Source organism: Microcoleus sp. B3-D2 (assembly GCF_036705345.1).
GTDB lineage: Bacteria > Cyanobacteriota > Cyanobacteriia > Cyanobacteriales > Microcoleaceae > Microcoleus.
In genome coordinates this window covers 28,925-41,357 of sequence record NZ_JAUBUG010000030.1, presented here as the reverse complement: position 1 = coordinate 41,357, position 12,433 = coordinate 28,925, and the positions used below count along the sequence as shown (strand labels likewise).

Genomic DNA, 12,433 nt, shown 5'->3' with positions numbered 1-12,433 from the left:
CCCGAAGGCGAGCGCTGTACCTTTTACGCAAACAACCCTTCCATCATTGCATCGGCAAACTAACTGAGTATGGAGCATGGATCAACGTCAAGGCTCTGCTGCAAGATGTGTATGAGTTGACATCCACCCCGCACTCTCTGTGACGGGGATTCCTAAGCCTCACGACTTAGGTTTCTGCTTCATAACACCAGCCTTCGGAGAGTAAATCTCGGAAGGTCTTACAGTCGCTTCACAGACATTAACCGCAAGCCCTGCGGCAAGAATATTTTTAGCGGCATTTACATTTCTGTTGTGACGTGTAGTAGCGCACTTAGGGCAATCCCACTCTCTGATATTTAGAGGCAACTTATCAACGATATAGCCACAATCTCCACACCTTTTAGAGCTAGGAAACCATTGGTAAATTTTGACGAATGTAGAACCATACCAGTTACACTTATATTCAAGTTGCCTGACTATTTCACCCCAACTAGCATCACTAATCGAGAGAGCAAGCTTAGGATTTTTGACCCGATTTTTCACAAACAAAGCCTCGACTGCAATCACTGGGTTTTCACGAACCAGTCTAGTTGTCAACTTGTGAATAAAATCCTTGTGAGCATCGCTAATTTCGGCATGAACTTTAGCGAATTTCAGCTTTGCTTTATGGCGATTGTTAGATCCTCCTTTATTCTTGTGGCTAAGCGCTTTCTGAGCTTTAGGCAATTTACGGCGTTTTGCCTTGAATGTTTTAGGATTGACAATCTTTTCGCCATTATTCAAATCCATTAGGCTAGTAATACCTAGATCCAAACCAATTTGACTCTTGAGATTCAGGTAATGTTGCAATTTCAACATCTACCAGCAAGGACACTGTCCGCCGTCCAGATGGCGAGAGTTTCACCGTAATTGTTGATGGAGCAGCACCTTCTGGAAGTTGACGATTCCAACGGACATCTAAGGGTTGAGAACATTTCGCTAAAAATACTTGCCCATCTTTCCATCTGAAAGCAGCTTTAGTAAATTCCGCGCTACCACCATGATGCTTTTTATTGAAGTTAGGGTATTTTGCGATTCCTGCAAAGAAGTTAGTAAACGCGGATTGCAAATGCCTCAAGCCTTGCTGTAATGGCACACTGCTAACTTCATTGAGAAACTGCAAGTCTTCTTGCTTTTTCCAATTGGTCAGCACTGTTGAAGTTTCAGAGTATCCGACTCGCTCTTTTCGTTCATACCATGCCTCTGTCCTTGCGGCAAGCGCACGGTTATAGACTAATCGAGCGCAACCCCTCGTTTTCCTAAGCAATGTTTCTTGGTCAAGAGTTGAATAAAATCGGTACTTGAATGCTTTTTGTGTCATGCTTTATATCAGATATCCTGTAAGATGTTTAAAGTAATTAAATTCGTCCTAGAAGGACGGGGTTTTAAACCCATTTTTTCGAGAAAGCTTTCAGAGTTAACAGGAGTTCATGTAGGAATGCAAATTCAACCATACGACCCTCGCTACCTTAATGCAGTTATTCGTCTTTCGCTCGGCGCATGGACTCCGGTCTTTGATTGGATTCAGAAGGCGATGAACGCTGAAGTTTACGAGGCCTTCTATCCTAATCATTGGCGTGTGAGCCAGCAAAAAGCTGTGGAGGATGTCTGTGCTGCGGAAGACACGAATGTATGGGTTGCGATCGATGCAGGTTCTACTGTGGGCTTTGTAGCTGTGAAACTACACTCAGAGGACCGTATGGGTGAAATTTACATGGTTGCCGTCGATCCAGATTTTCAGGATCGCGGCATTGGCAGCTCTCTGATAGAATTTGCTCTAGCTTGGATGAAAGATGCTGGGATGTCTATTGCTATGGTTGAGACTGGGGGCGATCCCGGTCATGAAAGAGCCCGTCACACCTATGAAAAGTCTGGTTTCGAGCTATTCCCAGTTGCCAGATACTTTAAAAAGCTCTAAGTGGAGTTGTTAAATATCAAAGTTTACTTTGTTCTATAACTTTGGATATTCAGATTGCTTTGTCAGTTATAAATAGTTAGTATAGGCTAGCATTTAACATCATAATCATGTATGCGATTCAACGAATTGGAGAGAGAACGTCAACGGAATCAATGTCTCACTCAGGAAAAGTTTTCTGAACACTTATTCACACTAAAGGAATGTATGGATGCCCAGTACCACTATACTAAGTTGTTCTATGGTCTTTTAGGACAACGCCATCTCACTCAACATACTCATGCAGAAACGCCAATCGTATCAGCAGTAATTAAAAATGAAATTGCGCTTTACTCAACACTGGTTTTAACAATAGATGGTTTACCCGGTTCGGGTCGGGTATTATTACGTTCAGTTTATGAAGCATTAATGATCGCAAAATTTGCATCTATACGGCAGAGTGACAGTCTCATATCGAAATGGATAGCAGGAGAGACGATTTATTTCTCCAATGCAATCCTCAAGAAGATAATGACACCAGAACTTACTGAACTTAAGAATCTTTGGGCAGTTTTATGTCAAGTATCTCATGCAACTATTTATTCATATCAGGTAACAACAAAATTTGAGGAAATTGAGAATGAAATATCAGCAAATCTTGCTATTTTAGCCATGTTACTAGGTTGCAATTTTCATCTCATAAATAAACACTATGTAACAAAATCAATGGTTTATTTGGCAAAGGCTTACCATAGCGAAGAGGGGGAGTTTCAGCGCCGTCGAGATACAGCGAAGATTGCTACTCAAGCTGCAACTAAATTTCTTTCTAAACAAGGTCGCCAGGTCATTAAAGAGTACTCTAAAGTGTGGCAACTAGCTCCTCAAGTTAGTTCGTAGAATTTGCTCTAAACAGCAGACTAACATTCGGGTGCAGCAGATTGACCGAAACCGCTTAGGAGAGATGCTAAGGTATTAGCCCGCTGACCCGATCTGTTAGATCGCTATGTATGTGACATAAGCTACAGGTTGTAAACAAATAAAGGCTAATCATTGGAGGTTATAATTAGAACTTCTAGAGATTGCAGGTACTACCAATGCTTATAAGTAGGTAGGCGCTGTAAAACACAATTATGTAAAGGATTGTAAAGTATTCAAATGCCCTAAGCGTGGCTAAGTTAGCCCTGTTTACATACTGTTACATAGCTGTGTTTAATCCCGCTTACCTACTTAGAGTGAAGTGTAACTGCTAGATTCACAGTGTGAAATCTAAGTTCGCGATCGCATTCTATACTTCAACTTAATGCGATCGCCCGCTCTATTAGAAGAAACAGGTTTTAGGAGAGCTAAAGAGAGGCAAACAAGCTCCCAGCTATAAGTCTGCTCAAAAAGCTTTAAGACGATTAATCGAATTGGCTACAACAACAACGACAGCAACAACCCCTTCCGAGTAATACATAGATAACTTCCCTTTCCCGTATATTACTTGGATAAGGACTTTTTGTGAGTGAAGTCAATGATTGTTGCATTCCCGGAAACGGCTCATATCAATTCCGGTTGCACCGGAATGATATAGCTTTGGTTTTTGGCCACCAATGGAAACAAGTAATCCCTTTAATCAAAGAAGATTGTTTCAGCAGAACTTGGCAGCGCTGAAATAATACTTCTTCTAATTCATCAAGATTTTGAAATGACCGATTGGCAATTGGTTCATTTACTAAAGGCCACAGACGTTCTGAGACAGTTGTAATTCGGGAGAATGAGAGGGCATAAATTCCAAGTGTAGACCAAGAAGGAACTATAACTTGTGGGCGAGTATGCCAACCATCGTAGGTCTTTAGTTAAGATGATGTGTTTATTTTTACCAACTCCAAATTCTCTAGCAAAATCTTCTAAAACTAAGTTGAAAAGCTCAATGTTAACTTTTGGAAGAATCCAAAAGTAGGTTTCTCCCGTTGACGGGTGTACAAAACCATACAACCATAGCCATTGATATCGCCAATTGACGTTGGCTATGGGCTGCTCCCCATATCCTACCCACACTCGCCTAACTATAGGTTTTAGTCCGAGACGATGCTCATCCATTGCCCACACTTCTACTGCTGCTGATGGATACTGCTGTTGAATTCGTTTGGCTTGCGATCGCAGTTTTTTTTCCAAGCTTCTTGGACTTCCAGGTCAGTCAAGTCGTGTTCCGGTCGAGGTATCCGCAACCGAAACTCCAACGAACGTAGGTAGTCCCAACCCCTTTGTACGCGCTCCGGGACGGTCAAGTAAATTACTGATCCACTCAGCAACTTTACGACTGTTCCACAATCCTCCATCAGCAGTCGGAGTTCGTAAAGTTTCCAAAAGTTGTGCTTGTTCTATAACAGAGAGTAAAGGTGGAGTGCCCGGATGTTGATGACGTTTGTCTTTCAACCCATTAGCACCTAATTGATTGTAGCGACGAACTAAGCGATATATAGAGTTACGGCAGTAACCAGTGACATCCGCGACATCTTCTGTCACTCGTCCAGTTGCCAAAAGCCAAATTATTTGGTAGCACGTCCGTTCAATGGGGTCTGACGCTTGACGATAAAGTTTAGACAACGGGCGAGGAAGTTTGATGAGGCTCTAACTTGAGGCGTTTAGGCATGACTTGTCCTCGTTGCACTCTTGACGCTCTTTCAGTATATCATTCCGGTGCAACCGGAATTGATATGAAGCCCGACACTCCTCACTGCTTCTCCACCTCAACCCTGGGCGATCGCCCAATCGAGTCATGTTTGGTTTCACGTTACCTATTGATTTACAAGCAATGACGTGACAGGCTCAACCCAACCTACAGCGAGGGGCGATCGCACTCGTTCCTACTCTGCGAAGGCTCGGCCTCAAGCAAGCGGTAAAGCTGCATCGGAGCGGTAGATTGCGACATTAGGTTAATGCTGGATAAGACCGATAGAGAGGATATTATCAGCAAAAGTGACAAATAACACCCCTGATTTCCAGGATTAACTATCAGAAGCGATGGATAACACCCAAGAACCCGGACTTAACCTGCAAAGTTTCTGTTTAATTCCTTAAAACTAGGATGTTGTCCAACAGATATGATGGATAATCCTGGAAGGTAAAGGTATTATCCAGCATATCTGCGGTTGAATACATAGCTATATTTTTTTGGCATCAAATGTGCCAAGAGCAACAATTGGAGAAAACAGATGTGGGATGAAAGATACAGTGCCAAAGAGTACGCATATGGCACAAATCCGAACAACTTTTTGGAAGCAAACGTCAGCAGTATTCCAAAAGGTAAAGTTCTGAGCTTGGCCGAAGGAGAAGGGCGGAATGCCGTTTTCCTTGCGAAACAGGGTTATTCTGTAACCGCTGTAGATGCTTCTCTAGTGGGTTTGAATAAGGCTAGAAAATTGGCCGAAGAGAATGGGGTGGTTGTTGAGTTTATTCATACTGATTTAGCAGAGTATGATTTAGGCGAAAATAAATGGGACGGAATTGTATCTATATTTTGTCCATTGCCCTCTTTAATCAGAAAACAACTTCATAAAAAAGTTGAAGTCGCGTTAAACCAAAACGGTGTTTTTCTGCTTGAGGCTTATACACCTGAGCAGTTGAAGCATGGTACTGGCGGCGGAAATTCAGTAGATTCGATGCAATCTAAAGAATCTTTAAGCCTTGAGTTGGCTGGCTTAAAGTTTAAGCATCTAATTGAGCTTGAGCGTGATGTAGTAGAAGGTATTTATCACACTGGCATTGGCGCAGTAGTTCAGGCGATCGCATCAAAAGAAATATAACTTTCTGGTGCAGCGGATTGCCTGAAGCTGCTTAGGTGAGATGCAGAGATCCCAACAACCGCTGACCAGAACCGTTAGCTATCTTTGCACAAAGGTGTTGTACTCTCTCCGTACAGCCAAGAGTCTGCTTCTGGTGCCATCCCAAATGCAACTATTGGCAGCGTTAAACCATTCGCGATCGCCTAGCTGTTTTGCTAGCCATTGGTAATACTTAGCGATCTGTTCTTTCGGGTTCCCTTCCACCTCAACCAGCAGTGCGATCGCCCAATCGAGTCATGTTCGGTTTCACATTACCTACTGATTCACGAGCAAGGGCTTGACAGACTTAACCCAACTTACAGCGAGGGGCGATCGTACTCGTGCCAGTGTTCCGCCTTGGCATACTCCGCGAAGGCTCTGCCTCCAGCAAGTGGCAAAGCGTTTCTAAACGTTGGCTACAACTATATGTCAATCAGAAGTTCTACGAGACTCCAAAGGGGGGCGATTGGTTCGTAAAACCTTGTCGTTCTCGAAGAAATTGAGTAACCCTATTGGTGCAATTTGGTACTTTGTGCATCATTACAATGCCTCTCTTGGCTCTTGACCATTACTATTCACCACTACCATTTTTTTTACTATCCTGATGTAGCGGTGAGTGGCGATGAACGGGACAGAAATACTGCTGAAGATTTCATTCGCTACCCGCGCTTAATTGTAGAAGTTTTATCGCCGACAACAGCGGCTTTTGACAGAAGCGATAAATTTGCGGATTACCGCACTTCTGAAAGTTTGCAATAGTATGTATTAATCAATCAAGAAAAAGTTAGTGTAGAGTGTTTTAGCCGGAATTCAGAGGATTTGTGGGTGCTTTATTTTTACAGTCAAGGACAAGAATTTCAGTTTGCTAGCGTTAATTTTAGCTGTGCGATCGAGACATTGTATGAAGATGCGAGCGAGATTTGTTGATTTTAATTACTCCTGAATCACTGATATTGAGATGATTGAACCGCGAAGACGCAAAGAACACGAAGGAAGAGAAAAGAAGAAGAAGCTGGTAATTGCTATTTTTTCTTGGTGGCTTTCCAAGTGCCGCCGTAGAAGTAAAAAGGATTGTTTTTACTTACCGATTCCCAACATTTAAGACACAAAAAAAACCACTGCCCCGACTCGTCATACCGGGCGCGGTAGAGAGTCGGGGCAGATTGGGAACAACGATCGCAATATTTGATTCTGAGTGCCCTGGCCATTGTTACTCAGTTTCAAACAATAACGGACTCTTGAGGGCGGGCGAATATCATGCGGCCGGCGCTAGTTTGCAGGGCGCTGGTGACTACAACTCGGGCTTCGCCGCCGACATAGCTGCTTCCTGCTTCTACGACAACCATGGTGCCGTCATCCAAGTAACCGATTCCCTGAGAAGGTTCTTTGCCTTCTTTGCGGATTTTTAGTTCGATCGTATCTCCCGGCAAATAAGTGGGACGCACCGCATGAGTCAAATCGTTGATATTCAAAACCGGCAGTTTTTGGACGGTAGCTACTTTCGATAAGTTGTAATCGTTTGTGAGCAAAATACCGTCGATCTCCAAAGCGAAGCGGACTAATTTCGCATCGACTGTGGCAATATCTTCGTAGTCAGCCGAGTGAATTTGAATGCGTTCTGGGTATGTTTCTTTGATGCGGTTGAGAATATCTAAGCCGCGGCGCCCGCGCACTCGCTTTTGATCGTTCGCGGAATCAGCTATTAGTTGCAGTTCTTGGAGCACGAATTGCGGCACGATAATTTGACCTTCGAGGAAACCTGTTTCTAGCAAGTTTTCAATTCGGCCGTCAATAATGCAGCTAGTATCGACAACTTTGGCAGTTGCTGGTTTGAAAGTACCTTCGGCTACCAACACGGTGTCAAAGCTTTTGGGGTTGATCAGCCGCAAGAAAGCGCGGCCGTGGGTGTCGGTCAAACTGACGCCTGTGAAGCCGAACATGACGCTACCCAAGACTGCGACTAGAGGTTTGATGAAGCCGAACTCGCGGGGAATGGGCAGCAGGAACAGCGGAGCCAGCATTAAGTTTGCTACTAGCAGTCCGATGATTAAGCCGATCGCCCGCGTCAGCAGCATCTCCACTGGCATATCGCGGACTTGTTTTTCCAGGCGCCGGTAGGTTGTTTGAGCCACTAATCCCATCACGAAGCCGATTAATGCTCCAAACGAACCTAGTACAGAACTTAAACCTTGTATATTTGTAACTTGCTCCAGCAGCTCGGTCGGCAGGAGTTCGACTCCGTAATAGCCGATGCCTCCGCCTGCGATTATGAATGAGATTATTATGATTGCGTCTAGCATTAGTTCTAGGTTAATGAATTTATTCACATTATATCTTTGCAGTGCTGATACTTGTTTTCATGCTTTGGTCGGATATCGCTATATTTACTCAGGGATTTTCATAAACTTATATTTCGCGGTTGTACCCTTTGGGGGATGTGCCAGGGAGTCGCTCGGAATTTACCACGCCTTGCCGAAAGCAGGCACGAGGTTCCAATAGACCGCCCTGCGGGCTATGCGGGAATTGTAGCCGCTCGAAACTGATACGAGGTTACATTAAAACAGCCGATCGTTCGCAGCGCTTTTTTGGTAAGAAAATGTCATAATATACATAATTATTCATGATTGTTTAATTAAAACTTTAGATTTGAAGTTGCGCTTTCGGCTTGAGATGTAATGAACCCTCCTACAGATTATTTAACATTTGAATTAAAAAAAAGTGTGCAAGCGACAAATTCGGGGATTCCCAGTTCGGCTTACCTGCACATACCTTTTTGTCGCCGTCGCTGTTACTACTGCGATTTTCCGGTTTTTGTGGTGGGCGATCGCAAAAATGGCGAGAATTCCGGCACAATTGTGCAATACGTTGCTGTACTCTGTCAAGAAATTCAAGAAACAAAAAATTTAGGCGCATCTCTGAAAACAGTTTTTTTTGGTGGCGGCACGCCTTCGCTGCTTTCTGTGAGTCAGTTGAGTAATATTTTAGAGACTCTCGACGGCAAATTTGGGATTGCTGCTGAGGCGGAAATTTCTATAGAAATAGACCCGGGTACGTTTACTTTAGAACAGTTGCGGGGATATGCAGCGGCGGGAGTAAATCGAGTTAGTTTGGGAGTGCAAGCTTTTCAGGATGAATTGCTGCAAGCTTGCGGACGATCGCACTCGGTAGCCGAAATTTTTGACGCAGTGGAAATAGTGCGATCGGCTGGTATTGTCAATTTTAGTTTAGACCTGATTTCGGGACTGCCGCACCAAACTTTAGAACAATGGGAAGCTTCCCTGAAAGCGGCGGTGGAAATTAGCCCGACTCACCTGTCGAGTTACGACTTAATTGTTGAGCAGGGAACTGCTTTCGGGCGCTACTTTGAAGCAGGAGCCCAGCCACTGCCAGCAGATGACACCGCTGCTCTAATGTACCGTTTAGCAAGGGAAATTCTGACAGGGGCTGGCTACGAACATTACGAAATTTCTAATTACGCTCGATCTGGCTATCAGTGCCGCCACAACCGCGTTTATTGGGAAAATCGCCCTTATTACGGCTTGGGAATGGGGGCGGCGAGTTACGTGGAAGGCCGGAGGTTGACCAGGCCTCGCAAAACTCAAGAATATTATCAGTGGGTGCGATCGATCTCTGGCCTCAATTCCCCTGCTACTCCACAAATTGGGGGGGAAACCCAGCAGGAAATTTACCCAGCAGTTGAGCAAAATTTTCAAGTTTCAGAAAATGACGTTTTGTTAGAAACGCTGATGCTAGGTTTGCGTTTAGCAGAAGGAGTTAGCCTGTCGTCGCTGACTGAGAAGTTTACTCAACAAACGGTTGACAAAATTTGGCGTTGTTTGCAGCCCTACTGGCGACAAGGATGGGTGGAAATTATAACTGCGGATGGGGCGATTCCCTACGGGATAGCTCCGCTTCACGCAACTTTAGGCGAGGGGGCGAAACTGCCACTTTCGGGCAATTTGAGGTTGAGCGATCCCGAAGGTTTTTTATTTTCTAATACAATTTTAGCCGATTTGTTCAGCAAGTTAGGCGAGGATAATTAGCTCTGCCTGAGGAAGTATATCTCCAGCAAGCGCGATCGGCCCTAAAGCCGGGGCCGCCAATGCGACCGAAAGAAAATTCAATTGCTCCCTAGCTCGATCATCTCAAAAATCATCTATTTTCTATCGATCCCTAAACAAAACTTAAAGGCGAACTAAGCCTTGAGATAGACGCCAGGACTGCAATCCAGCCGTCATACTTAAGACTGAACATTTAAAAAGTAATTTAATGAACACTTTAACTATCGACCGCAACCAAACCCAAAACCAGCCCTGCCTTGTAATTACCGAGCGCGGGTGCAATCCGACTTCCAAGTGTAATTTTTGCGGTCACTACCAACAGGCAAGAGGTTCAGTTGGTCACTGTCAATTGTTGAACGCACCTGTTAGGGGAGGATGGAAATCTTGCGCTTTAGCAATGCCGGCTTTTGCACCTTCTTGGGAATACCTGGAAGGCGCTGATGTTTCTCCGGCGAAAATTATTAATTAACTCAAACAATGTAAAAAAAATGTATAAAAAAGTGTGTTTTAACTGGTAATATGCTATATTAAGTTTAGGTCCGTAGCCGATAGCTCGCACAATTGCAGAAACAAGTTAAAAAGATGAATTTGACACTAAATCAGGTAATTTCCGAAGGTCATACGCGCATTTTGTGTTGGTATCTTAATAATACTAGCAAAGTGCAAATCGCTCGCATTACAAATATTCCTAATTGGTATTTTGAGCGGACAGTGTTTCCGGGGGAACGTTTTTTGTTTGAAGCGCTGCCGGACGCTCAGTTAGAAGTTTGCAGGAGTGCGGATACGGGTGTTATAGTGTGCGAGCGAATTTTGTGCGATCGGCTGCGAGTTGAAGAATTAAGCACGGCTGATTGAAGATAATTATTTAGACTTACCAGCGAGAGGTAGAAACCCGGTTTTTTTTCAGAAACTGGGTTTCTCTGTATGATTATAAAAATTCCGTGATTCTCGCCAACCCATGCGTCAGCCCTGAAACTGTCGGAAATGTTGATCTAAGCTAAATTATAAAAAATCAACCACTGTTTAATACTAAAACCCGATGTCCCTCACTGAACAAATCCTCTCCCAAGTGCCAGGAGACGCCCTCGGAGGCCTGAGAAAAGTCGATCGACTCTGGGAAAACCTCAAACAAAACACCGCACCAGCACCCCAAGCAGTCAAACACAGCCAACAACCCCTGGAAACCCTCGACTTCGACATACTTATCGGCGGCGGAACCCTAGGAATATTGATCGGTACAGCCTTAGTCCTGCGGGGTTGGCGAGTAGCCCTGCTCGAACGCGGCACCCTGCGAGGTCGCGATCAAGAATGGAACATTTCTCGCAAAGAATTAGACGCATTCTTAGAACTAAATCTGCTATCTGTTGAAGAGATAGAAAAGGCCGTAGCCACCGAATACAACCCAGCCCGCATCAGCTTTGCCAACACCCCAGACATTTGGGTGCGCGACGTACTCAACATCGGAATCGACCCAGTTTACCTCCTAGAAACCCTCAAGCCGCGATTCCTCCAAGCTGGAGGAAAGCTATTTGAAAATACACCATTTAAAACAGCAACCATTCACCCGGATGGAGTCTTGGTAGAATCTGCAAATACCGATACACAACCTGATAGAAATTTATTTAAAACCAGATTATTATTAGACGCAATGGGACATTTTTCACCCATTGTGTGCCAAGCAAGACAAGGCAAAAAACCCGACGCCGTATGTTTAGTAGTCGGCAGTTGCGCTCAAGGATACCCCAAAAACGACACTGGCGATATATTTGCATCCTTCACCCCAATGCAAAATCAGTGCCAATATTTTTGGGAAGCATTTCCAGCCAGAGACGGCCGCACCACCTACTTATTTACCTACATAGACGCCGACACAGAAAGATTCAGTTTAGAAACATTATTTGAAGAGTATTTGCGCTTGCTTCCCCAATATCAAAACGTCGAACTCGAACAGTTAAAATTCCAAAGAGCACTCTACGGATTCTTCCCCTGCTATCGCCAAAGTCCTCTAAAAACGCCTTGGGATCGCCTACTCCCAGTCGGAGACAGCAGCGGTAGCCAATCTCCCCTCAGCTTCGGCGGTTTCGGCGCAATGGTGCGCCACCTCAAACGCTTAACTCTCGGAATTGACGAAGCTTTGACAAGCGAGAGTCTCGACAAAAATTCCCTCGCACTTTTGCAACCCTACCAGCCGAATCTATCAGTTACCTGGTTGTTTCAGCGTTCAATGAGTGCTGCGATGGATCAAAAAATAGATCCCAATCAAATCAATCAACTTTTGGTTGCCGTATTTCAGGTAATGGAAGAGTTGGGAGAACCGGTACTCAAACCGTTTCTTCAAGATATCGTGCTGTTTCCGGCTTTGTCACAAACTCTGTTTAAAACAGCAATTAGCCATCCCGGATTAGTTATGAAAATTATCCCGCAGGTAGGAATAGCTAACTTGCTAGATTGGATGGTACATTATTTAAATTTAGGGATTTATACGGGATTGCAGCCTTTGGGGAAAGCCGTAGAACCGCAGGTAAAAAAATTAGCGCCGCAGCAGAAATACTATTTTCACCGATTAGTTGAAGCATGGCAATATGGCGCGGGAGGCGATTATTAATTAATTGTGGCACGGGCATCTTGCCCGTGGCTAACAGATGAACAGGCAA

11 protein-coding genes and 2 pseudogenes are annotated in these 12,433 nt (G+C 44.4%); 9 read left to right on the top strand and 4 right to left on the bottom strand.

The window, feature by feature from the left end; translation table 11 throughout:
* Window positions 1-159: 159 nt before the first annotated feature.
* Both QUB14_RS13515 and QUB14_RS13510 read right to left on the bottom strand, forming a co-directional pair.
* Window positions 160-768: an RNA-guided endonuclease TnpB family protein gene (locus tag QUB14_RS13515; protein ID WP_333217556.1), complete on the bottom strand. Its 609-nt coding sequence runs from the start codon at window positions 766-768 to the stop codon at window positions 160-162.
* A 4-nt stretch (window positions 769-772) separates the two neighbouring features.
* Window positions 773-1,339, bottom strand: a complete 567-nt coding sequence (locus QUB14_RS13510) for a transposase (protein ID WP_333217555.1) — start codon at window positions 1,337-1,339, stop codon at window positions 773-775.
* Window positions 1,340-1,363: 24 nt separating this feature from the next.
* On the opposite strand from QUB14_RS13510, the gene QUB14_RS13505 reads away from it, so the two are divergent.
* Both QUB14_RS13505 and QUB14_RS13500 read left to right on the top strand, forming a co-directional pair.
* Complete coding sequence (locus tag QUB14_RS13505) at window positions 1,364-1,936, top strand: GNAT family N-acetyltransferase (RefSeq protein ID WP_333217554.1); 573 nt, start codon at window positions 1,364-1,366, stop codon at window positions 1,934-1,936.
* A gap of 204 nt (window positions 1,937-2,140) precedes the next feature.
* Window positions 2,141-2,809 carry a hypothetical protein gene (locus QUB14_RS13500; RefSeq protein ID WP_333217553.1) on the top strand — a complete coding sequence of 223 codons (669 nt, stop codon included), beginning with the start codon at window positions 2,141-2,143 and terminating at the stop codon, window positions 2,807-2,809.
* A gap of 647 nt (window positions 2,810-3,456) precedes the next feature.
* On the opposite strand, the pseudogene QUB14_RS13495 reads toward QUB14_RS13500, so the two are convergent.
* Window positions 3,457-4,547 (bottom strand): annotated as a pseudogene (locus QUB14_RS13495) (IS630 family transposase).
* A 562-nt stretch (window positions 4,548-5,109) separates the two neighbouring features.
* Here QUB14_RS13495 and QUB14_RS13490 point away from each other — a divergent pair.
* From QUB14_RS13490 to QUB14_RS13480, 3 genes and pseudogenes are all read left to right on the top strand, one after another.
* Complete coding sequence (locus QUB14_RS13490; RefSeq protein WP_333217552.1) at window positions 5,110-5,700, top strand: class I SAM-dependent methyltransferase; 591 nt, start codon at window positions 5,110-5,112, stop codon at window positions 5,698-5,700.
* 481 nt (window positions 5,701-6,181) lie between these two features.
* Window positions 6,182-6,283, top strand: a pseudogene (locus QUB14_RS13485) (IS1 family transposase); the annotation flags it as partial.
* Window positions 6,280-6,477 carry a Uma2 family endonuclease gene (locus QUB14_RS13480; RefSeq protein WP_333217551.1) on the top strand — a complete coding sequence of 66 codons (198 nt, stop codon included), beginning with the start codon at window positions 6,280-6,282 and terminating at the stop codon, window positions 6,475-6,477. The pseudogene QUB14_RS13485 and the gene QUB14_RS13480, both read left to right, overlap by 4 nt.
* Window positions 6,478-6,938: 461 nt before the next feature.
* Here QUB14_RS13480 and QUB14_RS13475 read toward each other — a convergent pair whose 3' ends face one another.
* On the bottom strand, window positions 6,939-8,018 hold the full coding sequence (locus QUB14_RS13475) for a PIN/TRAM domain-containing protein (protein WP_190661066.1): 1,080 nt from the start codon (window positions 8,016-8,018) through the stop codon (window positions 6,939-6,941).
* A 375-nt stretch (window positions 8,019-8,393) separates the two neighbouring features.
* Between QUB14_RS13475 and hemW the strand changes: the two genes are divergently transcribed.
* The 4 genes from hemW (at window position 8,394) to QUB14_RS13455 (ending at window position 12,384) form a co-directional block, all read left to right on the top strand.
* Window positions 8,394-9,761: a radical SAM family heme chaperone HemW gene (hemW, locus tag QUB14_RS13470; RefSeq protein ID WP_333217550.1), complete on the top strand. Its 1,368-nt coding sequence runs from the start codon at window positions 8,394-8,396 to the stop codon at window positions 9,759-9,761.
* Between the two features lie 226 nt (window positions 9,762-9,987).
* The gene (locus QUB14_RS13465; RefSeq protein WP_333217549.1) at window positions 9,988-10,248 is read left to right on the top strand and encodes a hypothetical protein; all 261 of its coding nucleotides are present in this window, start codon (window positions 9,988-9,990) and stop codon (window positions 10,246-10,248) included.
* Window positions 10,249-10,361: 113 nt separating this feature from the next.
* Window positions 10,362-10,634 carry a DUF1830 domain-containing protein gene (locus tag QUB14_RS13460; RefSeq protein WP_333217548.1) on the top strand — a complete coding sequence of 91 codons (273 nt, stop codon included), beginning with the start codon at window positions 10,362-10,364 and terminating at the stop codon, window positions 10,632-10,634.
* Between the two features lie 184 nt (window positions 10,635-10,818).
* Window positions 10,819-12,384, top strand: coding sequence for an FAD-dependent oxidoreductase (locus tag QUB14_RS13455; RefSeq protein ID WP_333217547.1), 1,566 nt, complete (start codon window positions 10,819-10,821; stop codon window positions 12,382-12,384).
* Window positions 12,385-12,433: the final 49 nt, after the last annotated feature.

Excerpts from the sequence above, each read along its gene's own strand:
- QUB14_RS13460 (WP_333217548.1), top strand. The coding sequence starts at position 10,362 with ATGAATTTGACACTAAATCAGGTAATTTCCGAAGGTCATACGCGCATT.
- QUB14_RS13505 (WP_333217554.1), top strand. The coding sequence starts at position 1,364 with ATGTTTAAAGTAATTAAATTCGTCCTAGAAGGACGGGGTTTTAAACCC.
- QUB14_RS13510 (WP_333217555.1), bottom strand. The coding sequence starts at position 1,339 with ATGACACAAAAAGCATTCAAGTACCGATTTTATTCAACTCTTGACCAA.
- QUB14_RS13475 (WP_190661066.1), bottom strand. The coding sequence starts at position 8,018 with ATGCTAGACGCAATCATAATAATCTCATTCATAATCGCAGGCGGAGGC.
- QUB14_RS13455 (WP_333217547.1), top strand. The coding sequence starts at position 10,819 with ATGTCCCTCACTGAACAAATCCTCTCCCAAGTGCCAGGAGACGCCCTC.
- QUB14_RS13465 (WP_333217549.1), top strand. The coding sequence starts at position 9,988 with ATGAACACTTTAACTATCGACCGCAACCAAACCCAAAACCAGCCCTGC.
- hemW (WP_333217550.1), top strand. The coding sequence starts at position 8,394 with ATGAACCCTCCTACAGATTATTTAACATTTGAATTAAAAAAAAGTGTG.
- QUB14_RS13515 (WP_333217556.1), bottom strand. The coding sequence starts at position 768 with ATGGATTTGAATAATGGCGAAAAGATTGTCAATCCTAAAACATTCAAG.
- QUB14_RS13490 (WP_333217552.1), top strand. The coding sequence starts at position 5,110 with ATGTGGGATGAAAGATACAGTGCCAAAGAGTACGCATATGGCACAAAT.
- QUB14_RS13500 (WP_333217553.1), top strand. The coding sequence starts at position 2,141 with ATGGATGCCCAGTACCACTATACTAAGTTGTTCTATGGTCTTTTAGGA.